Below are 23,618 nucleotides of genomic sequence, written 5' to 3' on the forward strand. Positions count from 1 at the left end.
CTTGTGGCGAATGACCGCTGACGGACAGCCGCTTACGGAGGGCCGCTTACGGACGCTCGACCGCGAGCGCGACCCCCATCCCGCCGCCGATGCACAGCGACGCCAGCCCGCGCTTCGCATCGCGCCTGGCCATCTCGTGCAGCAGTGTCACCAGGATCCGGCACCCCGACGCGCCGATCGGGTGCCCGATCGCGATCGCCCCGCCGTTCACGTTCACCTTCGACGTGTCCCAGCCCATCTGCTTGTGCACCGCCAGCGCCTGCGCCGCGAATGCCTCGTTGATCTCCATCAGGTCCAGGTCGCCCGGCGTCCAGCCCGCGCGCTCCAGGCAGCGGCGCGATGCCGGCACCGGGCCCATCCCCATCACGCTCGGATCCACGCCCGCGTTCGCGTACGCCTTGATCCGCGCCAGCGGCGTCAGGCCCAGTGCCGCCGCCTTCTGCGCCGACATCACCAGCACCGCCGCCGCGCCGTCGTTCAGCCCCGACGCGTTCGCCGCCGTCACCGAGCCGTCCTTCGAGAACGCCGGCTTCAGCCCGGCCAGCGATTCCGCCGTCACGCCGTGACGCACGAATTCGTCGGTGGCGAACTGCAGCGGCTCGCCCTTGCGTTGCGGAATCGCCACCGGCACGATCTCGTCGTCGAAGCGGCCGGCCTTCTGCGCGGCTTCCGCCTTGTTCTGCGACAGCGCCGCGAACGCGTCCTGCTCTTCGCGCGTGATCCCGTATTCCTTCGCGACGTTCTCCGCCGTGATGCCCATGTGGTACTGGTTGTACACGTCCCACAGGCCGTCGACGATCATCGTGTCGACCAGCTTCGCATCCCCCATCCGGAACCCGTCGCGCGAGCCCGGCAGCACGTGCGGCGACGCGCTCATGTTCTCCTGGCCGCCTGCGATCACGATGTCCGCGTCGCCCGCGACGATCGCGTTCGCCGCCAGCATCACGGCCTTCAGGCCCGAGCCGCACACCTTGTTGATCGTCATCCCCGGCACTGCCGTCGGCAGCCCGGCCTTGATCAGCGACTGCCGCGCCGGGTTCTGCCCGGAACCGGCCGTCAGCACCTGGCCCATGATCACTTCGCTGACCTGCTCGGGCTTCACGCCCGCACGCTCCAGCACCGCGCGGATCACCGTCGCGCCCAGCTCGGGCGCCGCAATCTTCGCAAGCGAACCGCCGAATTTGCCGACCGCGGTCCGCGCGGCCGATACGATCACTACGTCCGTCATTTCCCTTTCCTCCAGGCCCGCACGACACGGCGCATCGCTACCGGCCCTGTTAAAAAAACTGCGGTGCACCGGACAGCCTGCGCCGCTGTCCGGTTTTCGTCAATCGCGCTGCAATACGTAGCGGCCCGGCGCCGGCTCGATCACCGGGAACTGCGCGGTACCGGGCTGGGCAGGCGGCTCCACCTTGCGGCCGCCGTACTGGTCGAGCCATTCGACCCAGGTCGTCCACCAGCTTCCCGGGTGCTCGGTTGCACTGGCGAACCAGTCGTCCGCCGATTCGGGCAGGTCGCTGTCGTTGACCCAGTAGCTGCGCTTCTTCTTCGCCGGCGGATTGATCACGCCCGCGATGTGCCCCGACGCGCCGAGCACGAACTTCAGCGGGCCCGACAGGATCGACGTCGACGCATAGGCCGTCTGCCACGGCACGATGTGATCCTCGCGCGAACCGTAGATGAAGGTCGGCACGTCGATCAGCGTCAGGTCCACCGATTCGCCGCACACGGTCAGCGCGCCCGGTTCGCGCAACTTGTTCTCGAGATAGGTATTGCGCAGGTACCACGCGTACATCGGGCCCGGCAGGCTCGTCGAATCGCTGTTCCAGTACAGCAGGTCGAACGGCGCCGGCGTGCGGCCCTTCAGGTAGTTGTCGACGACGTAGTTCCACACGAGGTCGTTCGGCCGCAGGAACGAGAACGTGTTCGCGAATTCGACGCCGCGCATCAGCCCCGGCTGCGCGCCGTTCTTGCCGCCGATGGTCTGCTCGCGCATCTGCACGTGCGCCTCGTCGACGAACACGTCGAGAATGCCGGTGTCGGTGAAGTCGAGCATCGCGGTGAGCAGCGTCATCGACGCGGCCGGATGTTCGCCGCGCGCGGCAAGCACCGCGAGCGCGGTCGCGAGCATCGTGCCGCCGACGCAGAAGCCGAGCGTGTTGATCTGCTCGCGGCCGCTCACCTGCTGCACGGCGTCGATCGCCGCGAGCAGCCCTTCGTTCATGTAGTCGTCCCACGTCTTGTGCGCGACCGATGCGTCCGCGTTGCGCCACGACACGAGGAACACCTGATGGCCGTTCGACAGCGCATGCGCGACGAGCGAATTCTCGGGCTGCAGGTCGAGGATGTAGAACTTGTTGATGCAAGGCGGCACGATCAGCAGCGGCCGCTCGAACACCTTGTCCGTCTTCGGCGTGTACTGGATCAGCTGGATCAGGTCGTTCTCGTAGACGACCGCGCCTTCAGTACACCCGAGGTTCTTGCCGACCACGAACTGCGATTCGTCGGTCTGCGAAATCTTGCCGCGCTGCATGTCGCCGAGCAGGTTCATCATCCCTTGCCGCAGGCTTTCACCCTGCGTTTCGAGGATCGATTTCTGCGCGTCGGGATTGAGTGCGAGGAAGTTGCTCGGCGCGGCGGCTGCCGTCCATTGCTGGACCGTGAAACGAATGCGCTCGCGCGTCTTCGGATCGGTCTGCAGCGCATCGGCCAGTTCCTGCAGATAGCGCGCGTTGAGCAGATACCAGGCCGCCGCGAACGCATGCGCCGGCGACGCCTTCCACGCATCGCCGCTGAAACGGCGGTCCTTCAGCTCGGGCGACTCCAGCTTCGCCGCGGCCGCCTGCTGCATCAGCGCCATGCAATCGCGCGCGTAGTCGGCCTGCAACGCCTGCAGCCGCTCGGGCGGAATCGCGGCGGCCGGCAGCTTCAACCCGGCGAACGGCGACGCCATCGCGCCGAAATCGGGCATCGACGGCATCTGGAACGGGAACGATGTCGGAAACTGGAATGTGGCGAACGGATTCACGGTGGCCGACGCAGTCGCGGCGCGTGCCGGATCCGCAAAACCGCGCCACGCGTTCAACCACGACTCGAACATCTGCTGCATCGGCTGGGCGGCCGGATCGAAACCAATGCTGCCCGGGGAAGTGCCCGCCTGAGCGGACGTCGACGATTTTTTCGATGCTGTCATTACCTGCCTTACCGGTGATTCGTGAGCGTCTATCGTGAAATCCTGCTCGCGCGCGGCATGCCGGCTGCGAGCCGGGCCGTCATGCTCTGGAGAGGCGTCTCCAGATTCTGCCGCAGTGCGGTATTTTTATCATTATCGTTTTCCCCATGTGAAGCGCCATGTCAAACCACTGAACATTTCCGTACGGAGATAATCCTCGCACAACAGACGGGACAAGGGTTCCGGCGAAACATAAAACATTTTGGTTGACTTGACTTCGGGATTTTTCATTCAATCGCGCATGCAGCGCGGCATCGCGGCCGAAATATCGAGATAACCCGATTTTGCGGCGCAATAAACTCCACGCGCATGCGCATGCCGTCAATCGGCCAGCCAGATCGCAGCTGCCATGCGGCCCGTCACGCGATCGCGCCGGTACGAATAGAACCGTGTCTGTTCGGTGACCGTGCAGGCCGTCCCACCGCTCACGTGCGCAACGCCAGCACGAGCGAGACGCAGGCGCGCGAGCGCATAAAGATCGGCGAGAAACTTGCCGGGCGCGCCATCGATCGCGACGAACGCAAGCCGGGTTTCATCATGCTCCGACTGCGGGGCCGTGTCGAGAAACGCGTCACGCACGTCAGCGCCGACCTCGAACGCCCGCGGGCCGATCGCCGGCCCGAGGTATGCATGAAGCGTGTCCGTCGCACCGCCCGCGAGTGCCGCGACACGCGCCGCGGCCTGCTCGACGATGCCGGCCGCCAGCCCGCGCCAGCCCGCATGGGCGGCGCCGACGGCGCGGCCCTGCGTGTCGCACAGCAGCACGGGCAGGCAATCCGCGACCATCACGACACAGACGGCACCCGCCCGGTCGGTGACGCTCGCGTCGGCCTGCACCGGCGCCGTCGCCATCGGCGCCGTCGCGATCACCTCGTCCGCACGCACGATCTTCGCGCCGTGAACCTGCTCGAGCCACGCAGCGCTCGACTGGCCTGCCAGCGCCAGCAAGCGTACGCGATTCCCTGCCACATGGGCCGGGTCGTCACCGGTATGCAGACCGAGATTCATCCCGCCCGGCAGCGCGTCTCCGCGCTGCCAACGCCCGTACGGGCCTTCGCTCACCCCGCCGTCGCGCGTCGTGATCAGCGCGCGCACGCGCGGCGACACCTGCCAGTCGGGCTGTATGCAGTCCTGCCACGTCAACGGCGCCAGGTTCGTCATCGGCACTCACTCCTCCTCATCGTCCAGGTCCGGCTCGTCGTCGTGATACTCGCCGCCGAAATCGTCATCGTCGTAGACACCGTCATCGTCGTCGAATTCCTCGTCGCCCTGCCCGAAGCCGAGCGCCGCGACGAGTGTGTTCAGGTCGTCCGGCAGCGGGCAACGCCACTGCATCGCCTTGCCCGTGACCGGATGCACGAGGCCGAGCCGCCACGCATGCAGCGCCTGTCGCGCGAACCCGTCCGGCAGCGGCGTGACCGAGCGCTTGCCGCGCGCACGTCCGTACACGGGATCGCCGAGCAGCGGATGCCCGGCGTGCGCGCAGTGCACGCGGATCTGGTGCGTGCGACCGGTCTCGAGATCGCACTGGATCGCTGAAACCGGCTGACGTTGCCACAGGCATGTGTCAACCGTGCGGAAATGCGTGCGCGCGGGCTTGCCCGATGCGCCCGTGACGACGGCCATGCGCGTGCGTTCGCGCGGATCGCGGCCGATAGGCGCGTCGATCGTGCCTTCCTCGGGCATCGTGCCCCACACGAGCGCGAAATAGCGGCGCTTCACCGTGCGCGCCTGCAACTGGCGTACGAGGTCCGTCTGCGCGGCCAGCGTGCGCGCCACCACCATCAGGCCCGACGTTTCCTTGTCGAGCCGGTGGACGATCCCCGCGCGCGGCAGGCCGGCCGCCGCGTCGCCGTAGCGATGCAGCAGCCCGTTGAGGATCGTGCCGCTCCAGTTGCCGGCGGCCGGATGCACGACGAGGCCGGCCGGCTTGTTGATGACGACGAGCGCGTCGTCCTCGTAGATCACGTCGAGCGGCACCGGCTCCGGCGTAAAGGCGAGCTGCTCGGGGAGCAGATCGGGCACGAGCTCGATCTTCGCGCCGAGCGGCACCGGCTGGCGGATCTTCGCCGGCGCGCCGTCGACGAGCACGCGCTTCGCCTCGATCCAGCTCTGCAGGCGGCTGCGCGAGAATTCGGGGAACAGTTGGGCGAGCGCCTTGTCGAGGCGTTCGCCCGCGAGCGACATCGGCACTTCGACGATGCGCGGCGCTTCATCGACCGCCGCGGACGGCACGACGGGCGGCTGCATTGCGTCGCCGGTCAGATCGTCATCGAGGGAATCCCCCGAGGCGGCGTCGGCGGGCCGATCGCTTGGGCTATAATCTTCGCGATTTGGTGTGCCCGGCTGGGCATTCTGCGAACTTGAACGGGTCATTTAGACTGGGTCACCGAGACTTGAAGCTAGGACATGCGAGCATGATGAATTCGACCAAACGCACGGCCAGAACCGTCGCCGCCCGGGCTGCGGCGGTAGCGGCCGCGGCCCTCATCGCCGGCTGCCACGGCTTGCCGCAGAAGCAGGACGAGACGGCTACCTGGTCGAACAACAAATTATACTCAGAGGCCCAGGACGCACTGTCCGGCGGCGACTGGGGCAAGTGCGCGAAATATTTCGAATCGCTGCAAGGTCGCGATCCGTTCGGCCATTTCGCGCAGCAGGCGCAGATCAACGTTGCATACTGCAACTGGAAGGATAACGAAGCGGCCGCCGCCGACCAGGCCGTCGATCGCTTCATCCAGCTCCACCCCGATCATCCGGATATCCCGTACGCGTACTACCTGAAGGGGATGATCCACTTCAACGACGATCTTGGCCTGTTCGGCCGCTTCTCTGGCCAGGACATGAGCGAGCGCGATCCGCAGGCACTGCGCGAATCGTACGATGCGTTCAAGGTCGTCGTCGACCGCTTCCCGAAGAGCAAGTACGCGCCCGACGCCGCCGCGCGGATGCGCTACATCGTCAACGCGCTCGCATCGCACGAAGTGCACGCGGCCGACTACTACTACCGGCGCGGCGCCTACGTCGCGGCCATCAACCGTGCGCAGCTCGCGATCAAGGACTACAAGGGCGCCCCGGCGATCGAGGACGCACTGCACATCATGATCCTGTCGTACGGCAAGCTGAACCAGCCGGAACTCGCCGAGGACACGAAGCGCGTGCTCGCCGGCACGTTCCCCGACAGCCCGTACGTCACGGGCCACTCGCGCCCCGGCGCGAAGAAGTCGTGGTGGCAGTTCTGACGACAGCACCGTGCGGCACGCGCTGCACGCACAAAAAACCCGGCCATCGAGCCGGGTTTTTTTATGGGCGCCACATTCAGGCGGCGCCGGTGCGATCGCGCGACGATCGCCGCACGCACCGTCACGTGCGCTTTGCCGAACGGTGCTCGTCGAAGAAGTCCTGGACGACCGCGATCTCGCGGGTCCGCTTGAACGGCGGCAGGCTCTGCCAGATCCGGCGCCCGTAGGGCTTGTCGACGAGCCGCGTGTCGCAGATCATCAGCACGCCGCGATCCGTCTCCGCACGAATCAGCCGGCCCGCGCCCTGCTTCAGCGTGATCACGGCCTGCGGCAACTGGTGCACGGCGAACGGGCTCAGCCCCTTCTTCGTCAGCGCGTCGAGCCGCGCGGCCAGCACCGGATCGTCCGGCGGCGCGAACGGCAGCTTGTCGATCACGACGAGCGACAGCGCGTCACCGCGCACGTCGACGCCTTCCCAGAAACTCTGGCTGCCGACCAGGATCGCGTTGCCATACGCACGGAAACGGTCGAGCAGTTCGGTGCGGCTTGCATCGCCCTGCACGAGCAGCGGCATGTTCCAGCCGCGCGATTCGATCACGTCGCGCAGCTTCGACGCGATCCGGTCGACCGCGCGCAGCGTCGTGCACAGCATGAACACGCCGCCGCCGGACGCCTCGATCGCCGGCAGCGCGGCATCGAAGACGGCATCGGTAAACGCCGGCGAAGACGGTTGCGGCAGATTGCGCGGCACGTACAGCAGCCCTTGCGACTGGTAGTCGAACGGGCTCGCGAGCGTCATCGAGCGACGCGAGCTGAGGCCCATTTGCGCCGCATAGTGCGTGAAGTCGCCGCGCACCGACAGCGTGGCCGACGTGAACACCCAGGCACGCGGCACGCCCGCGCGCTGCTTGGCAAAGATCGGCGCGACCGACAGCGGCGTTTCGTGCAGCTGGACCGTATGCGCGAACACTTCGACCCAGCGCACCTTCTCGTTCGGATCGCCGTCGGAGGCCGCCTTGTCGCCGGCCGCCGTTGCGTCGGCCTTCGCCGCCGCTTCCGTCGCGCCGGGTGCGACCCAGCCGGCCAGCAGGTCCTGCAGCTCGCGTGCGCGCCGCAGGCATGCGCCGAGCGATTCCGCCCGTTCGGCCTGGCTGGCAAGCGCCGACGCCAGCGCGTCGAGCGCAGCCTCGAGCGCGTCGAGCGCACCGAACATCGGGTGATCGTCGCCGAGCTGGGCGAGCGACATGCGGACGATCTGGTCGTTCGCGAACGCCAGGCGCAAGTCGCGCGCCGCGCGCTCGAGATCGCCGCCGAGCTTCACCCACTCGACCGCGTCGCGTGCATGGCTCAGGCCTTCCGCCACCGTGTCGCGGGCGAGCTCGAGAATCTGCGTCGTCGACAGCGTTTCGCCGAAGAACAGCGTCGCCGTTTCCGGCAACTGATGCGCTTCGTCGAAGATGACCGTGTTCGCGTTCGGCAGCAGCTCGGCCATCCCCGTATCGCGCAGCATGATGTCCGCGAAGAACAGGTGGTGGTTGACGACGACGACGTCGGCCTGCTGCGCCTCGCGCCGCGCCTGCATCACGAAGCAATCCTTGTAATGCGGGCATTCCTGGCCGAGGCAGTTGTCGCGCGTCGACGTGACCATCGACCACACGGGTGCCGTTTCCGGCACGCTCGCGAGCTCGGCCTTGTCGCCGCTCTTCGTGATCTTCGCGAAGCGGACGATTTCCTGCAGATACGCCGTATCCTGCCGCGACGGCAACCGGCCGTTGTCGGCCGTGCGCTGCAGGTAGTAGTGGCACAGGTAGTTGGCGCGGCCCTTCAGCATCGCGACCGACACCGGCACCGCCAGCGCGTTGCGCACGGTCGGGATGTCGCGCGCGAACAATTGGTCCTGCAGGTGTTTCGTGCCGGTCGACACGATCACCTTGCCGCCCCACAGCATCGCAGGCACGAGGTACGCATAGGTCTTGCCGGTACCCGTACCGGCCTCGACGATCAGCGTGTTGTCGCCGGCATCGCCGTCGACTTCGGCTGCCGCGGCGGCGTCCGCGCCCGTTTCGGCCGCCTTGTCGCCGTCGCCGAGGCGACGCGCCGGCCGCTTGCGGGTTTCGAAGATCTCGGGTTCGGGCATCCGGCGCGCGGACGCTTCCATCGCGGACGCGACGGCACGTGCCATCTCGATCTGCGACTGTCGCGGCCGATAGCCGTCGAGCGCACGCGCCAGCAACCCGCCTTCGCCGAAGATCGTGTCGAGTTCGTCGACGCGCTTGCGGCTCAGCTCAAAGGTGCCTTCGGGCGCACGAGCGCGCCCGGCGGGCGACACGTCGCGCCGGGCATCGGGGGTGGCTTCAAGCGGTGAATTCAAGGCAAGCGTTCCTGTGTCCAGCGCCCGGGCGGCGCCGGCGCTTGCCAGGCCGCGCTCAGGCGCGCTTATCCGGTTCCAGCTGCGATTGCAGCAAAATGATTTTGTCCTTGGCCGCCAGCTTTTCCTTCTTCAGCCGGTGCAGCGTGATGTCGTCGATGTCGGAGTGCCCTTCCTTCAGCTCGATCTCCCGAGCGAGCTGCTGGTGCTGCTCCTGCAATGCAGCCAAACGGTTGTGCAACTCCTGCTGCTGTTCCGTGTGACGGTTTTGCATACTTGCCTCCTCATCGAAGCAGCGCGCCGACCGGCGTGCCAGCGCGCCCGAGACTGATCTCGATCAATCCAACACGTTACTGCCCCTGCTGTTGCTTCTGCTGCGCCTTCTCGGCCGCTTCCTTCTGACGCTGCTCGACATCGGCCTTGTGCTGCACGGCTTCCTTCTGCTTCTGCTCGTAGCGCGCGGCGTTGTCCGCCCGCTCCTGCGCCTTCTGCGCGGCCTGCTGGTGCGCCTGGTCGAGCTTGCGCTGGAAGTCGCCCTGCTTCTGGTCGTATGCCTGCTTGTTCGCCGCGCGCTGTGGCCCTTCCGCACCACGCTGCGCCTGCTTCAGCGCATTCTGCTCCTGCTTGTCGCGGAACGCAGCCGCGTTTGCCGCGTCGTTCGCCGCGCGCTGCGGTGCTTCCGCCGCGTTCTGCGCCGCCTTCAGCGCCTGCTGCTGGTCGCGCTGCTGCGCATGCACCGCCCGCTGCTCGTCGTTGAGCGCGAGTTGCTCCTGGCGGATGCTCGCCCGCTCGTCGCGCATCTGTTCACGCGCCTTGCCGAGACAGTGATTGACGAAGAACTTGCTGTAGCAATCGTGCTCGGCCACCGCATAACGATAATCGTTTTCTGCGGAGCGTTGATTGAGCACTTTTTGACGGGCGTCGAAATCCGGTGCGGCCGTGGCCGTCACGGGCGCAGCCGCGGCGGCGGCCGGCGCGGTGGCGTCCGACGCTTGCGCGAACGCGCCGGAAGGCCCTGCAGACAAAGCCGCGGCGAGCGCTGCGCCGAGCGCGACGAGAGAAATTCGGGAAGTTGGCAACGTCGTAGGAAAGCTGCGGGACATGTGTCAAATTCTATCACCCCCGGCTGGGCGCTCCGCCATTTATGGCAAAATGCCCCGCTTCACTCACCCGCGGCATCCGGCCCGTCGGGCCCGCCACGCAGCCCGCCGCCTCGGGCCTGCCGGCCCCCGCCGCGATTTCAGCAGGCAGATCATCCACGACATGACGGAAACCGTAGCACTCAAGATCGTACAGCGCATCGCCACCGAACTGTCCGTCCAGCCGCGCCAGGTCGCGGCGGCCGTGCAACTCCTCGACGAAGGCTCGACCGTTCCGTTCATTGCCCGGTACCGCAAGGAAGTGACCGGCAACCTGGACGACACGCAGTTGCGCCAGCTCGAGGAACGCCTCCTGTATCTGCGCGAACTCGAGGATCGCCGTGCGTCGATCCTGTCGAGCATCGACGAACAGGGCAAGCTGACCGACGAACTGCGCGCCGCGATCGACGCGGCCGACAGCAAGCAGGTGCTCGAAGACCTTTATCTGCCGTACAAGCCGAAGCGCCGCACGCGTGCGCAGATCGCCCGCGAAGCCGGCCTGGAGCCGCTTGCCCAGGCGCTCCTCGCGAACCCGCTGCTCGACCCGCAGGCCGAGGCAGCCGCGTACGTCGACGCCGAGAAGGGCGTGGCCGACGTAAAGGCCGCGCTCGACGGCGCGCGCGACATCCTGTCCGAGCAGTTCGGCGAGACGGCCGAGCTGCTCGGCAAGCTGCGCGACTATCTACACAACCAGGGCGTCGTGTCGTCGGCCGTCGTCGAGGGCAAGGAAAACGAGGAAGGCGAGAAATTCCGCGACTATTACGACTACGCGGAAACGATCAAGACCGTGCCGTCGCACCGCGCCCTCGCGCTGTTCCGCGGCCGCAACGCGGGCGTGCTGACGATCAAGCTCGGCCTCGGCGAAGAACTCGACGCGCAGGTGCCGCATCCCGGCGAGGCGATGATCGCGCGCCATTTCGGCATCGCGAACCAGAACCGCCCGGCCGACAAGTGGCTGTCCGACGTATGCCGCTGGTGCTGGCGCGTGAAGGTGCAGCCGCACATCGAAAACGAGCTGCTCACGCAATTGCGCGAAACGGCCGAAACGGAAGCGATCCGCGTGTTCGCGCGCAACCTGAACGACCTGCTGCTGGCCGCGCCGGCCGGCCCGAAGGCCGTGATCGGTCTCGACCCCGGCCTGCGCACGGGTGTGAAGGTCGCGGTCGTCGACCGCACCGGCAAGGTGCTCGCGACCGACACGATCTACCCGCACGAGCCGCGCCGCGACTGGGATGGCTCGATCGCGAAACTCGCACGCATCGCCGCGCAGACGCAGGCCGAGCTGATCAGCATCGGCAACGGCACGGCGTCACGTGAAACCGACAAGCTCGCGGGCGAACTGATCGCGAAGCACCCGGAGCTGCGCCTGCAGAAGATCGTCGTGTCGGAAGCCGGCGCTTCGGTCTATTCGGCATCCGAGCTGGCCGCGAAGGAATTCCCGGAGCTCGACGTGTCGCTGCGCGGTGCCGTCTCGATTGCACGCCGCCTGCAGGATCCGCTCGCCGAGCTCGTGAAGATCGAGCCGAAGGCCATCGGCGTCGGCCAGTACCAGCACGACGTGAACCAGCGTGAACTCGCCCGCTCGCTCGACGCGGTCGTCGAGGACTGCGTGAACGCGGTCGGCGTCGACGCGAACACCGCGTCGGCCCCGCTGCTCGCCCGCGTATCGGGCCTGAACGCGACGCTCGCGCGCAACATCGTCGACTACCGCGATGCGAACGGCCCGTTCCCGTCGCGCGAGCACCTGCGCAAGGTGCCGCGCCTCGGTGACAAGACCTTCGAACAGGCCGCGGGCTTCCTGCGCATCAACGGCGGCGAGAATCCGCTCGACCGCTCGTCGGTGCACCCGGAAGCGTATCCGGTCGTCGAGCGGATGCTCGCGAAGATCAGCAAGCGCATCGACGACGTGCTCGGCAACCGGGAAGCGCTGTCGGGCCTGTCCCCGACGGAATTTGTTGACGAACGTTTCGGCCTGCCCACCGTGCGCGACATCCTGTCCGAACTGGAGAAGCCGGGCCGCGATCCGCGCCCCGAATTCAAGACCGCGACGTTCCGCGAAGGCGTCGAGAAAGTGTCGGATCTCGTGCCCGGCATGACGCTCGAAGGCGTCGTGACGAACGTCGCCGCGTTCGGCGCGTTCGTGGACATCGGCGTCCACCAGGACGGCCTCGTCCACGTATCCGCGATGTCGACCAAGTTCATCAAGGATCCGCACGAAGTCGTGAAGGCCGGCCAGGTCGTCAAGGTGAAGGTGATTGACGTCGACGTGAAGCGCCAGCGCATTGCGCTGACGATGCGCCTCGACGACGACGCGGCGGCGCCCGGCATGTCGTCGCGCGGCGGCCAGGATCGCGGCAACGCGGGGCGCGGCGCGGCCCGCCCGCAGCAGCGTTCGCGCGAGCCGGAACCGGCAGGCGCGATGGCCGCGGCATTCGCGAAGCTGAAGCGCTGAGCACCCGCAAGCCCCTGCGCGACAGATAAAAAAGCCCGCCGAAAGGCGGGCTTTTTTACGACTTCGGCAAACACGGCGCGCGGCCCGACGGCCTACGCGCCACACCTTGTGTCAGATCTCGATCTTCGTCCCGAGTTCGACCACGCGGTTTGCGGGGATCGAGAAGAAGTCGGTCGGCTTCGCGGCATTCTGGTGCATCCAGGCGAACACGCGCTCGCGCCAGATCGACATCCCGGGCAGATGCGTCGGCACGACCGTTTCGCGCGCGAGGAAGAACGACGTGTCCATCAGCTCGAACGTCATGTCGTGCGTGCGGCCGAATTCCTCGAGCACGGCCTTCACGTCCGGCGTCTCGTTGAAGCCGTACTCGGCCTTGACGATATACAGCCCGCCGCCCGCATCACGCGAGGACTGACGCTTGTCGTCGCGCACGTAAGGAAAGTCGCGCGTGACGAACGTGAGGAAAATGGTGCGCTCGTGCAGCACCTTGTTGTGCTTCAGGTTGTGCAGCAGGCTGACGGGCACGAGCTTGTCGTTGCCAGTCAGGTAGATCGCGGTACCCGACACGCGATGCGGCGGATGCGCGAGCAGCCCCTGCAGGAACGGTTCGAGCGGGATACCGTCGGCCGCCGTGCGCTCCTTGACGATGTGACGCCCCTTGTACCAGGTCATCAGCAGGAAGAACAGCAGCGCGCCGATGCCGAGCGGCAACCAGCCGCCCTGCGCGACCTTCAGCAGGTTCGCGCCGAAGAAGCCAAGGTCGACTGCGAGAAACACCGCGATGATCGCGCCGACCAGCAGCCGGTTCCAGTTCCACACCTTCACCATCACGACCGCGGCGAGCACGGTCGTGATCACCATCGTCGCCGTCACCGCGATACCGTACGCGGCCGCGAGGTTGTCGGAGCTCTTGAAGCCGATGACGATGCAGAGGATCACGAACAGCAGCAGCCAGTTCACGACCGGCACGTAGATCTGGCCGATCGCGAGTTCCGACGTGTGCAGCACCTTCATGCGCGGCACGTAGCCGAGCTGGATGGCCTGCGACGTCAGCGAATACGCGCCCGAGATCACTGCCTGCGACGCGATCACGGTCGCGACCGTCGACAGCACGACGAGCGGCAGCAGCCCCCATTCGGGCGCCAGCAGGAAGAACGGGTTCTCGATCGCCTTCGGGTTCTGGATCAGCAACGCGCCCTGGCCGAAGTAGTTCAGCACGAGCGACGGCATCACGAGCCCGTAGGCGGCGATGCGGATCGGCTTCGCGCCGAAGTGCCCCATGTCCGCGTAGAGCGCTTCCGCGCCGGTCAGCACCAGCACGACCGAGCCGAGCACGACGTACGCCTGCAGCAGGTGATCGGCCATGAACGACGCCGCGTAATACGGGTTGATGGCAGCCATGATGCCCGGCACGCGCACGATGTGGTAAACGCCGAGCGCTGCGATCACGACGAACCACAGCACCATGATCGGGCCGAACAGCTTGCCGACCAGTGCGGTCCCGTGACGCTGGATCCAGAACAGCGCGATCAGGATCACGATCGTGATCGGCAGCACGAGATGGGACAGGTGTGGCGTCGCGATTTCGAGACCTTCGACCGCCGACATCACCGAGATCGCCGGCGTGATCACCGCGTCCCCATAGAACATGCACGCGCCGAAGATCCCGAGCGCCATCAGCGCGCCCGCGACGCGAGTCTTCGAGTCGAGCGGCCGCAACGACAGCGCCATCAGCGCGAGCACGCCGCCTTCGCCGTTGTTGTCCGCGCGCATCACGAACAGCAGGTACTTGATGCCGACCACCAGGATGATTGCCCAGAACAGCAGCGAGATCACGCCGAGAATCGATCCTTCGGTGAGCGGAATGCCGTGTGCGGGGCTGAACGCCTCTTTGAGCGAATACAGCGGGCTGGTGCCGATGTCGCCGAACACGACGCCGATGGCTGCTATCGCTAGCGCCCGCATCGAATGTTGTTGCGTCGAATGCGGCGCGTGTGCTGCGTCGGTCGCGTGGATCGTGTCGTTCATATGAAGCGTAATAATCGGGTCCGGGTCGGACAAAACGAGCGCTATTCTACTCGCGCCCCCGTGAAACGCCGCCCTGCTCTGTTGCCTTGTCACCACGTGATCCACGCTGCGCATGCAATCCGGCGCGAGCTGTGGCAGGGCTGCCAATCATAGCCGGGGCAGCGCCGTCTGCCTACCCGAGCCACGGGACGCGCGGCGCCAGCGCGTATGACGCCCCAATGAAAAACGGCGCCGCAAGCGGCGCCGTACAAGGCTTTCCTTCGATTGGCCGGCCGCTTACGCGCCCGAGCCGTCGCGCTGTGCGCGACCGCGCTTGATCCACGCCTCGAGGTTGTGCGGGCGAACCGTGTCCCACTCTTCGAACGGCTGATGAATCCACGGATTCGTCGGCAGGAACTGCGTGTGATAGTCGGGCTTGACCTTCGAGCAACCCTTGTACCAGAGTACCGCCGAGCGCACGGCGGTCACCGACGGATAGCGCTCCTTCAGGTGCTCCTGCACGCGCGCAAGCGTGACGCCCGAATCGACGAGATCGTCGACCAGCAGCACGTTGCCCGCCAAGTTGCCGCGCGTCATCGTGATGTACTGCGCGATGTCGAGGTCGCCCTGCTCCGTGCCGGCCGCTTCGCGGTACGAACTCGTCGCGAGAATCGCGAGTGGCACGTCGTAGATGCGCGACAGTTGATCGCCGACGCGCAGGCCACCGCGCGCGAGGCACAGGATCTGGTCGAACTTCCAGCCCGATGCATGCACCTGGAGCGCGAGCAGCTCGATGAGACGGTGATACTCGTCCCAGCCTACCCACAGGTTCTTGTCGTCGTTGCGCGGATCGGTCATCAAGTCTGCCGCCGTCATCGTGATTTGCTGCGTCATCTGAAAATTACACCTTGAACGGATGGCGGAGCAGGATCGTTTCGTCGCGGTCCGGACCCGTCGACACCATGTCGACCGGCACGCCAGCCACTTCCTGGACGCGGGTCAGGTAAGCCTGCGCATTCGCCGGCAGTGCTTCCCACGTCTTGATGCCGACCGTGCTTTCCTTCCAGCCGGCAAACGTCTCGTAAACAGGCTCGCAACGGGCCACATCAGCGGCGCCGCGCGGCAGGATGTCCGCATCCTTGCCGTCGATCTTGTAGCCGACGCACAGCTTGACTTCGTCGAGGCCGTCGAGCACGTCGAGCTTCGTCATGCACAGGCCCGACACGCCGTTGATCTGGATCGAGCGGCGCAGCGCGGCTGCGTCGAGCCAGCCGGTGCGGCGCGGACGGCCGGTGACCGAACCGAATTCCTTACCGACGTTCGCGAGCGTGACGCCAACCTGGTCCTGACGCTGCGGATTGTCCGCATCGTACAGTTCGCTCGGGAACGGGCCCGAGCCGACGCGCGTGCAATACGCCTTCGTGATGCCGAGGATGTAGTTGAGCTTCTGCGGACCCACGCCCGCGCCAGCCGACGCCGCACCTGCCACGCAGTTGCTCGACGTGACGAACGGATAGGTGCCGTGGTCGATATCGAGCAGCGTGCCTTGTGCGCCTTCGAACAGCAGGTTCTGGCCCGCATTGTTCGCGTCGTACAGGCGGCGCGACACGTCGGCCACCATCGGCTTCAGGCGGTCGGCATAACCCAGCATCGTGTCGAGCGTGGCCTGGAAATCGACAGCCGCGCCGCCCAGGTACTGGGTCAGCACGAAGTTGTGGAAATCGAGGTTTTCACGCAGGCGGTCGGCGAAGGTCTTCGCGTCGAACAGGTCCTGCACGCGCAGCGCGCGGCGGCCCACCTTGTCTTCGTACGCGGGGCCGATGCCGCGGCCGGTCGTACCGATCTTGCCCGCGCCCTTGCGCGCTTCACGCGCCTGGTCGATCGCGATGTGGTACGGCAGGATCAGCGTCGTGGCTTCGGAAATGAACAGGCGGTCGCGCACGTTCACGCCCGCTTCTTCCAGCTCGCCGATTTCCTTGAACAGTGCTTCGGGGGACAGGACGACGCCGTTGCCGATGTAGCAGGCGACGCCTTCACGCATGATGCCCGACGGAATGAGGCGCAAGATCGTTTTCTTGCCGCCGATGATGAGGGTGTGGCCGGCGTTGTGACCGCCCTGGAAACGCACGACGCCCTGAGCGTGGTCCGTCAGCCAGTCGACGATCTTGCCCTTGCCTTCATCACCCCATTGCGTTCCCACGACGACGACATTGCGCCCGGGAGTCACGTTCACTGCGCTGGCAGACATGTTGATTCGTTAGCTGGTTAAAAACGTATTCTACCTATGTTCGCGGGCGATTCCGAATTTTTCCGTTTCGCTTCAACGATATGCACGCCGAAGCACGTCCCGCGAACGCCTGTTTATCGGGGTTCGACCACCCATGCGCCGTTGCGCTCGACGAGCGAACGGTCGCACGCGAACTCGTCGAGCACATGATCGTGGCCCGGCAGCGCCTGGATCACGACCTCGCCCGCATCACGCAGCGCCGCGACGGCCGCGCTCAGCGCATCGTCCTGCGCCCACGGCGCGAGAATCGCGGTGCCGCGCGCCTCGACCGGCGAAATCCGCGCGAGCTCGCGCAGGTCGAGCGAGAAGCCCGTGGCGGGACGGGCACGCCCATATGCCTGGCCGACGTGGTCGTAGCGGCCGCCCCGCGCGATCGCGTTCGGCACGCCGTCGATGTAGGCGCTGAACATCGCGCCGCTGTGATATGCATAGCCGCGCAGGTCGCCGAGATCGATCGCCACTTCGGCACCTTTCGCCTGTGCCGCGAGCTGCGCCAGATCGTCGAGCGCCCGCGTGATTTCGGGCAGCACCGGCAAGCGTGTACGCGCCTCGGCGAGCACGCTTGCGTCGCCATAGAGATGCGGCAGCGCGCGCAGCGCGGCGCGCGTATCGGCGCCGAGATCGTCGGTGAGTTCGTTCAGCAGCGGCACGTCCTTGCCCGACAGCGCGTCGTACAGCGACTCGCCGCGCTCGGCGGCCTGCGCATCGCGCGCCAGCAGCGCCGCGAGCACGCCCGCGTGGCCGAGGTCGAGACGAATGCGCGACAGGCCCGCGAGATGCAGCGCGTCGAGCATCAGCTGCTGGATCTCGAGGTCGGCTTCCAGCCCGGCATGCCCGTAGATTTCGGCGCCGATCTGGATCTGCTCGCGCGTCGCATGCAGGCCGCGCGGACGCGTATGCATCACGTGTCCCGCATAGCAGAGGCGCGTCACGCCCTGGCGGTTCAACAGGTGCGCGTCGATCCGCGCGACCTGCGGTGTGATGTCCGCACGCAGGCCGAGGGTGCGACCCGACAGCTGGTCGACCAGCTTGAAGGTGCGCAGGCGCAGGTCTGCACCGCCGCTCGTCAGCAGCGATTCGAGATACTCGAGCAGCGGCGGCATCACCATTTCGTAGCCATACGAACGGAAGCGGTCGAGCAGCCTGCGGCGCAGCTCCTCGATCTTGCGCGCTTCCGACGGCAATACGTCGGCGATATTCTCGGGAAGTAACCAGGTCGACATCGGTACGGTCCTACGACGGGAAACAGCGCGCGACACGCGCGCCGCGATGTGAATCGGAAATTCTGAATTCGGGCGGGACGAACGGCGGATGAGCCGTCCGGATCAGGTCTCCGGTCAGGTGGCGAGCAGCAGCAGTATGAGCCCGAGCACCATCACGATCAGCCCGCCGATCCGGATATGATGCGGCGGCCGCTCAGCTATTCTACGAAACGTGTCGCGCCAGGCGACGGGAAACACGAAGGGGAACGCCCCCTCGATGATCAGCATCAGCGCTACTGCGAGCAACAACGAGCCAGCCAGGTCCATGCGAGCGACGGCGCCGCTCGACGCGGCGCCCCAAGGTCAGTGTTTGCGGGGAGCAGGCGCCGCCGGTGCGGCACCGCCCGTCGGGCTGCGCATGAAGCGGAAGAACTCGCTGTCGGGATCGACGACGATGATGTCGTTGCGCTTGAACGTGTTCCGGTAAGCCTGCAGGCTCGCGTAGAACTGGTAGAACTGCGGATCGCGGCCGAACGCGTCGGCGGCAATCATCGCGGCCTTCGCGTCGCCCTCGCCCTTGATCGTCTGTGCGGACTTGTACGCGTTCGCGAGCACGGCCTGCTGTTCGCGTTCGGCGTCCGCCTTGATCTGCTCGACGTCGGCCGCGCCTTGCGCACGCACCTGCGCCGCCTGATCTCGCAGCGCGCCGATCATCCGCTGATAGACGGCATCGGTCTGCGCGGCCGGCAAATCGACGCGCGTCAACTGGACGTCGACCACGTCGACGCCGAAACCGGACGCCTTCGCCTTCACTTCGTCACGGGCCGCATCGGCGATCGCACGCTGGCCGCCGAGCGCGTCGTCGAGCGCGCGCTTGCCGAACGCGTCACCGAGTGCGCTCTTCAGCGCGCCGGCGAGACGATCGCCGGCTGCCGACGGGTCACCGCCCGTCGTCGTGAAATACTTCATCGGATCGCTGATCCGGTACTTCACCGCGTAGGCGACGAGCAGGTCGCGCTTGTCTTCCGTTGCCAGTTGCAGCGGATCCGACGACTCGAGCGATTGCAGGCGCGTGTCGATCAGCGTGGCCGTCTGCAGCGGCGGCGGCAATTTGAAATGGATGCCAGGGCCCGCCAATTCGGGTTGCGCGCCGTCGCGCCCCGACAGCACGGCCGCATGGCGCGGATCGACGGTAAGGACGGTCGACGATGCCGCGAAGGCAACGATCACGATTGCGACGACGAGCGCAATGATTCGGTTCATGTTCTGCGCTCCCCGTTACTTCAGATCGTCTTCGCGCGACCGGCTGCGAAACGCCTCGCGCGATCGCAGCACGTCGGTGCCCGACGCCGCCACGGCCGACGCCGCACTTGCGGGCGCCGCTGCAGCCGGCGCGGCAGCCGCCGGTGCCGACGCGGCGTCGGGTGCGGATGCGCCCGTGGACGTCGCGGCGTTTTGTCGCCCCTGCTCGACGAGCTTGTCGAGCGGCAGATACACGACGCTGTTGCCGCCCTTGTTGCCGACGAACACCTTCGTCGAATTCGAATAGATTTCCTGCATCGTCTCGAGATACATTCGCTCGCGGATCACCGCGGGCGCCTTCGAGTACTGCGCATAGACCTGCTTGAAGCGGTCGGCATCGCCTTCGGCTTCCGTGACCACGCGATCGGCATACGCCTTCGCTTCGTCGACGAGCTTCGCCGCATCGCCCTGCGCCTTCGGCAGCAGGTCGTTTGCATACGCTTGCGCGGCGCGCTTCGCGGCCTCGCGCTCGTCGCGTGCCTTCGCGACTTCACCGTACGCGGCCTGCGTCTGCTCGGGCGCCGCAACGCTCTGCATCGTGACGGCCGTCACCTCGAGCCCCGACTGGTAGCGATCGAGATCGCGCTGGATCGCGGCCGCGAGCTGCTCGCGCAGCGCGTCGCGGTCCTGGTTCAGCACGTCGGCCGCGCTGCGCGTGCCGACGATCGCACGTACCGCGGCCTGGGCGGCCTGCGAGACACTGCGCTCGGGGTCGACACTGCGGAACAGGTAATCGGTCGCGGAACGGATGCGGTACTGCACGATGAAGCGCACGTCGACGATATCGGCGTCGCGCGTCAGCATCGCCGCTTCCTTCACGTTCGCGAGACGCACGACGTTGTTGCGGCCGATTTCGATCGAGCGGACCTGCGACGTATCGACGATCTCGTGCGACGCGAACGGATACGGCGCGCGCCAGTGCACGCCCTGACCGACCGTGCCCGACAGCTTGCCGAGCTGCAGCACGACGCCCGTCTGCCCTTCCTGCACGACGAACAGCCCGCTGCCTGCGTAGACCGCGACCAGCACGCCGATCACGATGCCGACGCCGACGCGCGCGGCTCGCCCGTTGTCAGGACGGAAGCCGTTGCCGCCCTTGCCGCCGAACAGGCCGTTCAGGCGCCGGTTGAAGTTGCGCCACATCTCGTCGAGATCGGGCGGACCATCGCCGTCGCCGCCTTGCGGACGCTTCGATTCGTTCGGGCGGGGACGGGATCCGTCTTTGCCATTGCCTTCGCCGCGTCCCCAGCGGGGATCGTTGATCGACAGCAAGGCGCGCATCCGCCGCCAGGTACTCCGCTCGTTGTATTCGTTCACCAGAGTTTGTTCACCAGATTAGACGCCGACGAACCGGCCGGGACCGGTTAGCGCCCGTGTTCGGAAATCGTGTGGTCTTCGTGTGGTTCAGCGGGGGCGCCGTCGAGCGCGCCGTTGGGTAACGTCGCGCTGGAAAGGTGTTCCGCGGAGGCGATTTCGGCGATGGCGGCACGCAACGCGTCAAGACCCTGACCGGTGCGCGCGCTCAAAAAGACGCGCGAAATATTACCATACTCGTCCCGCTCGACCGCGTCGCCGCGGGCCGCCAGTTCAGGCACGGCGTCGATCTTGTTGAACACCAGCACCTGGCGGATCGTGTCCGCGCCGATCTCGTGCAACACGCCATTGACCTGCTCGATCTGTTCAAGCCTGACCGCGCTCGATGCATCGACCACGTGCAGCAGCAGATCCGCGTGGATCGTTTCCTCGAGGGTCGCGCGGAATGCGGCGACCAGCTGGTGAGGCAACTCGCGGATGAACCCGACCGTATCCGACACGACGATCTGGCCGACCTCGTCGCCGAGGTACACGCGCCGCGACGTCGTATCGAGCGTGGCGAACAGCTGGTCGGCCGCGTAGGCCTGCGCTTTCGTCAGCGCATTGAACAGCGTCGACTTGCCCGCGTTCGTATAGCCGACGAGCGACACCGACATCGTGCCGCTGCGCGCACGCTGGCGGCGTTGCGTGCTGTGTTGCCGGCGCAGCCGGTCGAGCCGCGACTTCAGCATCTTGATGCGCTCGCCGATCAGCCGGCGGTCGGTTTCGAGCTGGGTTTCACCGGGGCCGCGCAGGCCGATACCACCCTTCTGCCGTTCAAGGTGGGTCCATGCGCGAATGAGCCGCGTCGACAGGTACTGAAGCTGCGCGAGCTCGACCTGCAGCTTGCCTTCATGGCTGCGGGCACGCTGGGCAAAGATGTCGAGGATGAGGCTGGTGCGATCGACCACGCGCCTGTTAAGTGCCTGCTCCAGATTACGTTGCTGGGCGGGCGCCAATGCGTGGTTGAAGATGACGATTTCGACGTTGTGCGCGTCGCAGGCGAGCCGGAGTTCTTCGGCTTTGCCGCTGCCGATGAACATCTTGGCATCGGGACTGGAACGACGCCCCGTGAGGGTGACTGCGGGACGGGCTCCCGCGCTGGAGGCGAGAAGACTGAGTTCTTCGAGGCTGGCTTCGAAATCGGTCTTGCCGAAATCGATGCCGACGAGCGCTGCGTTGATCAAATTTTCAGGTGTCAAGATAAGGCGGCTGGCATCGGTCGCTCGCGGCGACCGGATGCCGGCCGCTGCGATAGGTTAGGACGAGGCTTCCGCGTCCGGGTGGAAATTCACCGGGCGCGCCGGCACGACCGTCGAGATGGCGTGCTTGTACACCATCTGGGTCACCGTATTACGGAGCAACACGACGTACTGGTCGAACGATTCAATGTTCCCTTGAAGCTTGATGCCGTTGACGAGGTAGATCGAAACGGGAACGTGCTCTTTGCGCAGTGCGTTCAAAAACGGGTCTTGTAACAATTGCCCTTTGTTGCTCATGGCGTACTCCATCTTTTTTTGCAGGTTGATCTGGACTGGCGGCGAAGAAAAAGAGATCCGGCGCCAATCGCTACACTATAGCCGATTTTGCCTGGCCCGCCGGGGGCATAGGCCTTGCGGCCAACCCCTTGCGTGACGCGTGTAACAGACGTCTTCAGCTCTTGTCCGCGTACGGATTGTTCGACGAACGGAACTCTATGCGCAATGGAGTCCCTGTCAGCGAGAAAGTTTCGCGGAACCGGTTTTCCAGGTAACGCTTGTACGTTTCCGTCACGGCGTCGAGCGCGTTACCGTGGATGACGATGATCGGCGGATTCTGGCCGCCCTGGTGCGCGTAGCGCAGCTTCGGACGCACCGGGCCGCGACGGCGCGGCTGCTGGAATTCGACTGCCTCGATCAGCGCGCGCGTGAGCTTCGGCGTCGGCAGCTTCGCCATCGCCGCGGCGTACGCGTCGTCGACCGAGCGCATCAGCGTGCCGATGCCTGTCTTCTTCGTTGCCGAAATGAAGTGCGATTTCGCGAAGTCGAGGAATTTCAGCTTACGGGTCAAATCCGCTTTCGCGCGATCGCGCGCATGCTCGTCGAGCCCGTCCCACTTGTTGACGCCGATCACGAGCGCGCGACCCTGTTCGACGACGAAGCCGGCGATGTGTGCGTCCTGGTCGGAAATGTCCTGCTGCGCATCCAGCAGAAGAATGACCACGTTCGCGTCTGAGATCGACTGCAGCGTCTTCACGACCGAGAACTTCTCGATCGCCTCGAACACCTTGCCGCGGCGGCGCAGGCCGGCCGTGTCGATCAGCGTGTACTTCTTGCCGTTGCGCTCGAAGTCCACGTAGATCGAATCGCGCGTCGTGCCCGGCATGTCGAACGCGATCACGCGATCCTCGCCGATCAGCGCGTTCACGAGCGTCGACTTGCCGACGTTCGGGCGGCCGACGATCGCGATCTTGATACCGCGCGAAGGATCGTTCTCGTCCTCTTCCTCCGGACGGTCCGCGTACGCGACATCCAGCGCCTCGTTGATCATGTCGGTGACGCCGTCACCGTGCGCAGCCGAGATCGCACGCGGATCGCCGAGCCCGAGCTCGTAGAAGTCCGTCGCGACCGCCGTGTACTTCATCCCCTCGGCCTTGTTGACGACCAGGAAGATCGGCCGGCCGGTCTTGCGCAGGTAGTCGGCGATCGACTTGTCCTGCGGCGCGAGCCCGTTGCGGCCGTCGACGATGAACACGACGATGTCGGCTTCCTCGACGGCCTGCCGCGTCTGGCGCGCCATCTCGTGCAGGATGCCGTCCTTCGCGACGGGCTCGAAGCCGCCCGTGTCGACGACCAGGTACGGCCGCTCGCCGACGCGCCCTTCGCCGTAATGGCGATCGCGCGTCAGGCCCGGCAAGTCGGCGACCAGCGCATCGCGCGAGCGCGTGAGCCGGTTGAACAGCGTGGATTTCCCCACATTGGGGCGCCCAACGAGGGCAATGACCGGTTTCATCTGTGTTTTCTACGGTGAAGCGCAGCAGCGGGAGGCCCGCTGC

Annotated in this window: 19 protein-coding genes; 2 read left to right on the top strand and 17 right to left on the bottom strand. The window is 66.2% G+C overall.

Annotated features, from left to right (window positions below; translation table 11 throughout):
* Positions 1-46: 46 nt before the first annotated feature.
* The 4 genes from CFB43_RS10135 to CFB43_RS10150 all read right to left on the bottom strand — a co-directional run bounded on the left by CFB43_RS10135 (position 47) and on the right by CFB43_RS10150 (position 5,608).
* The gene (locus CFB43_RS10135; RefSeq protein WP_089494977.1) at positions 47-1,228 is read right to left on the bottom strand and encodes an acetyl-CoA C-acetyltransferase; all 1,182 of its coding nucleotides are present in this window, start codon (positions 1,226-1,228) and stop codon (positions 47-49) included.
* A 99-nt stretch (positions 1,229-1,327) separates the two neighbouring features.
* Complete coding sequence (locus tag CFB43_RS10140; protein ID WP_089494978.1) at positions 1,328-3,193, bottom strand: PHA/PHB synthase family protein; 1,866 nt, start codon at positions 3,191-3,193, stop codon at positions 1,328-1,330.
* A 360-nt stretch (positions 3,194-3,553) separates the two neighbouring features.
* Positions 3,554-4,393 (bottom strand): peptidoglycan editing factor PgeF, encoded by an 840-nt coding sequence (gene pgeF / locus CFB43_RS10145; RefSeq protein WP_089495299.1) that lies wholly within the window; start codon positions 4,391-4,393, stop codon positions 3,554-3,556.
* A 6-nt stretch (positions 4,394-4,399) separates the two neighbouring features.
* The gene (locus CFB43_RS10150) at positions 4,400-5,608 is read right to left on the bottom strand and encodes an RluA family pseudouridine synthase (protein WP_089494979.1); all 1,209 of its coding nucleotides are present in this window, start codon (positions 5,606-5,608) and stop codon (positions 4,400-4,402) included.
* A 41-nt stretch (positions 5,609-5,649) separates the two neighbouring features.
* Between CFB43_RS10150 and CFB43_RS10155 the strand changes: the two genes are divergently transcribed.
* Positions 5,650-6,474 carry an outer membrane protein assembly factor BamD gene (locus CFB43_RS10155; protein ID WP_011549700.1) on the top strand — a complete coding sequence of 275 codons (825 nt, stop codon included), beginning with the start codon at positions 5,650-5,652 and terminating at the stop codon, positions 6,472-6,474.
* A gap of 121 nt (positions 6,475-6,595) precedes the next feature.
* Here the strand turns inward: CFB43_RS10155 and CFB43_RS10160 are convergent, their stop codons facing one another.
* From CFB43_RS10160 to CFB43_RS10170, 3 genes are all read right to left on the bottom strand, one after another.
* Positions 6,596-8,845, bottom strand: coding sequence for an ATP-dependent DNA helicase (locus CFB43_RS10160; RefSeq protein ID WP_089431155.1), 2,250 nt, complete (start codon positions 8,843-8,845; stop codon positions 6,596-6,598).
* A gap of 55 nt (positions 8,846-8,900) precedes the next feature.
* Positions 8,901-9,116: a YdcH family protein gene (locus CFB43_RS10165; protein ID WP_006478692.1), complete on the bottom strand. Its 216-nt coding sequence runs from the start codon at positions 9,114-9,116 to the stop codon at positions 8,901-8,903.
* Between the two features lie 76 nt (positions 9,117-9,192).
* Positions 9,193-9,945, bottom strand: a complete 753-nt coding sequence (locus tag CFB43_RS10170) for a hypothetical protein (RefSeq protein ID WP_089494980.1) — start codon at positions 9,943-9,945, stop codon at positions 9,193-9,195.
* Between the two features lie 160 nt (positions 9,946-10,105).
* Here CFB43_RS10170 and CFB43_RS10175 point away from each other — a divergent pair, with 160 nt between their 5' ends.
* The gene (locus CFB43_RS10175) at positions 10,106-12,433 is read left to right on the top strand and encodes a Tex family protein (RefSeq protein ID WP_089494981.1); all 2,328 of its coding nucleotides are present in this window, start codon (positions 10,106-10,108) and stop codon (positions 12,431-12,433) included.
* Between the two features lie 111 nt (positions 12,434-12,544).
* On the opposite strand, the gene CFB43_RS10180 is transcribed toward CFB43_RS10175, so the two are convergent.
* From CFB43_RS10180 to der, 10 genes are all read right to left on the bottom strand, one after another.
* The gene (locus CFB43_RS10180) at positions 12,545-14,461 is read right to left on the bottom strand and encodes a potassium transporter Kup (protein ID WP_069248096.1); all 1,917 of its coding nucleotides are present in this window, start codon (positions 14,459-14,461) and stop codon (positions 12,545-12,547) included.
* A gap of 276 nt (positions 14,462-14,737) precedes the next feature.
* Positions 14,738-15,334 carry a phosphoribosyltransferase gene (locus tag CFB43_RS10185; protein ID WP_011352251.1) on the bottom strand — a complete coding sequence of 199 codons (597 nt, stop codon included), beginning with the start codon at positions 15,332-15,334 and terminating at the stop codon, positions 14,738-14,740.
* A gap of 7 nt (positions 15,335-15,341) precedes the next feature.
* On the bottom strand, positions 15,342-16,688 hold the full coding sequence (locus CFB43_RS10190; RefSeq protein ID WP_011352252.1) for an adenylosuccinate synthase: 1,347 nt from the start codon (positions 16,686-16,688) through the stop codon (positions 15,342-15,344).
* Between the two features lie 113 nt (positions 16,689-16,801).
* The gene (locus CFB43_RS10195) at positions 16,802-17,950 is read right to left on the bottom strand and encodes an ATP phosphoribosyltransferase regulatory subunit (protein ID WP_011352253.1); all 1,149 of its coding nucleotides are present in this window, start codon (positions 17,948-17,950) and stop codon (positions 16,802-16,804) included.
* Positions 17,951-18,064: 114 nt separating this feature from the next.
* The gene (locus CFB43_RS10200; RefSeq protein WP_011352254.1) at positions 18,065-18,256 is read right to left on the bottom strand and encodes a DUF2065 domain-containing protein; all 192 of its coding nucleotides are present in this window, start codon (positions 18,254-18,256) and stop codon (positions 18,065-18,067) included.
* Between the two features lie 36 nt (positions 18,257-18,292).
* The gene (gene hflC, locus CFB43_RS10205; protein WP_089494982.1) at positions 18,293-19,192 is read right to left on the bottom strand and encodes a protease modulator HflC; all 900 of its coding nucleotides are present in this window, start codon (positions 19,190-19,192) and stop codon (positions 18,293-18,295) included.
* Between the two features lie 15 nt (positions 19,193-19,207).
* The gene (gene hflK / locus CFB43_RS10210; protein ID WP_089494983.1) at positions 19,208-20,548 is read right to left on the bottom strand and encodes an FtsH protease activity modulator HflK; all 1,341 of its coding nucleotides are present in this window, start codon (positions 20,546-20,548) and stop codon (positions 19,208-19,210) included.
* Positions 20,549-20,595: 47 nt separating this feature from the next.
* Positions 20,596-21,771: a GTPase HflX gene (gene hflX / locus CFB43_RS10215; protein ID WP_174946413.1), complete on the bottom strand. Its 1,176-nt coding sequence runs from the start codon at positions 21,769-21,771 to the stop codon at positions 20,596-20,598.
* Positions 21,772-21,843: 72 nt separating this feature from the next.
* Positions 21,844-22,083 (bottom strand): RNA chaperone Hfq, encoded by a 240-nt coding sequence (gene hfq / locus CFB43_RS10220; protein ID WP_006399927.1) that lies wholly within the window; start codon positions 22,081-22,083, stop codon positions 21,844-21,846.
* Between the two features lie 154 nt (positions 22,084-22,237).
* On the bottom strand, positions 22,238-23,575 hold the full coding sequence (gene der / locus CFB43_RS10225; RefSeq protein WP_046545849.1) for a ribosome biogenesis GTPase Der: 1,338 nt from the start codon (positions 23,573-23,575) through the stop codon (positions 22,238-22,240).
* Positions 23,576-23,618: the final 43 nt, after the last annotated feature.

This window comes from Burkholderia sp. AU15512, from assembly GCF_002223325.1.
GTDB lineage: Bacteria > Pseudomonadota > Gammaproteobacteria > Burkholderiales > Burkholderiaceae > Burkholderia.

What these genes read in the sequence shown, in the direction of transcription:
- CFB43_RS10135 (WP_089494977.1), bottom strand. Translation starts at nt 1,228, where the DNA reads ATGACGGACGTAGTGATCGTATCGGCCGCGCGGACCGCGGTCGGCAAA.
- CFB43_RS10140 (WP_089494978.1), bottom strand. Translation starts at nt 3,193, where the DNA reads ATGACAGCATCGAAAAAATCGTCGACGTCCGCTCAGGCGGGCACTTCC.
- pgeF (WP_089495299.1), bottom strand. Translation starts at nt 4,393, where the DNA reads ATGACGAACCTGGCGCCGTTGACGTGGCAGGACTGCATACAGCCCGAC.
- CFB43_RS10150 (WP_089494979.1), bottom strand. Translation starts at nt 5,608, where the DNA reads ATGACCCGTTCAAGTTCGCAGAATGCCCAGCCGGGCACACCAAATCGC.
- CFB43_RS10155 (WP_011549700.1), top strand. Translation starts at nt 5,650, where the DNA reads ATGATGAATTCGACCAAACGCACGGCCAGAACCGTCGCCGCCCGGGCT.
- CFB43_RS10165 (WP_006478692.1), bottom strand. Translation starts at nt 9,116, where the DNA reads ATGCAAAACCGTCACACGGAACAGCAGCAGGAGTTGCACAACCGTTTG.
- CFB43_RS10170 (WP_089494980.1), bottom strand. Translation starts at nt 9,945, where the DNA reads ATGTCCCGCAGCTTTCCTACGACGTTGCCAACTTCCCGAATTTCTCTC.
- CFB43_RS10175 (WP_089494981.1), top strand. Translation starts at nt 10,106, where the DNA reads ATGACGGAAACCGTAGCACTCAAGATCGTACAGCGCATCGCCACCGAA.
- CFB43_RS10180 (WP_069248096.1), bottom strand. Translation starts at nt 14,461, where the DNA reads ATGAACGACACGATCCACGCGACCGACGCAGCACACGCGCCGCATTCG.
- CFB43_RS10185 (WP_011352251.1), bottom strand. Translation starts at nt 15,334, where the DNA reads ATGACGCAGCAAATCACGATGACGGCGGCAGACTTGATGACCGATCCG.
- CFB43_RS10190 (WP_011352252.1), bottom strand. Translation starts at nt 16,688, where the DNA reads ATGTCTGCCAGCGCAGTGAACGTGACTCCCGGGCGCAATGTCGTCGTC.
- CFB43_RS10195 (WP_011352253.1), bottom strand. Translation starts at nt 17,950, where the DNA reads ATGTCGACCTGGTTACTTCCCGAGAATATCGCCGACGTATTGCCGTCG.
- CFB43_RS10200 (WP_011352254.1), bottom strand. Translation starts at nt 18,256, where the DNA reads ATGGACCTGGCTGGCTCGTTGTTGCTCGCAGTAGCGCTGATGCTGATC.
- hflC (WP_089494982.1), bottom strand. Translation starts at nt 19,192, where the DNA reads ATGAACCGAATCATTGCGCTCGTCGTCGCAATCGTGATCGTTGCCTTC.
- hfq (WP_006399927.1), bottom strand. Translation starts at nt 22,083, where the DNA reads ATGAGCAACAAAGGGCAATTGTTACAAGACCCGTTTTTGAACGCACTG.
- der (WP_046545849.1), bottom strand. Translation starts at nt 23,575, where the DNA reads ATGAAACCGGTCATTGCCCTCGTTGGGCGCCCCAATGTGGGGAAATCC.